We start from the raw sequence: 594 nt of genomic DNA, 5'->3' as shown, positions 1-594 counted from the left end.
AGACGCAAGTCGAAATCGGTGATCCTATGCTGCCAAGAAAAGCATCGACGCGAGGTTCTAGCTGCCCGTACCCCAAACCGACTCAGGTGGTCAGGTAGAGAATACTAAGGAGATCGAGAGAATCGTGGTTAAGGAACTCGGCAAAATGCCCCCGTAACTTCGGGAGAAGGGGGGCCTGAGGCGTGAACGGACTTGCTCCGGGAGCGTTCGATGGCCGCAGAGACCAGTGGGAAGCGACTGTTTACTAAAAACACAGGTCCGTGCTAAGTCGCAAGACGATGTATACGGACTGACGCCTGCCCGGTGCTGGAAGGTTAAGAGGAACGGTTAGCCGCAAGGCGAAGCTGAGAATTTAAGCCCCAGTAAACGGCGGTGGTAACTATAACCATCCTAAGGTAGCGAAATTCCTTGTCGGGTAAGTTCCGACCTGCACGAATGGCGTAACGACTTCCCAGCTGTCTCAACCGCGAACTCGGCGAAATTGCATTACGAGTAAAGATGCTCGTTACGCGCAGCAGGACGGAAAGACCCCGTGACCTTTACTATAGTTTGGTATTGGTGTTCGGTGTGGCTTGTGTAGGATAGGTGGGAGAC

General features: G+C 53.4%; 1 rRNA gene. It reads left to right on the top strand.

Features of this window, described 5'->3' with window-relative positions:
- Positions 1-594: ribosomal RNA gene (locus C5C74_RS16980) — 23S ribosomal RNA — on the top strand; the annotation flags it as partial.

The sequence above is a fragment of the Rathayibacter sp. AY1E8 genome (genome assembly GCF_002931415.1).
In the GTDB taxonomy this organism is placed as follows: Bacteria; Actinomycetota; Actinomycetes; order Actinomycetales; family Microbacteriaceae; genus Rathayibacter.
The sequence above is the reverse complement of the archived record's forward strand: the minus strand, read 5'-3'. Positions and strand labels throughout refer to the sequence as shown.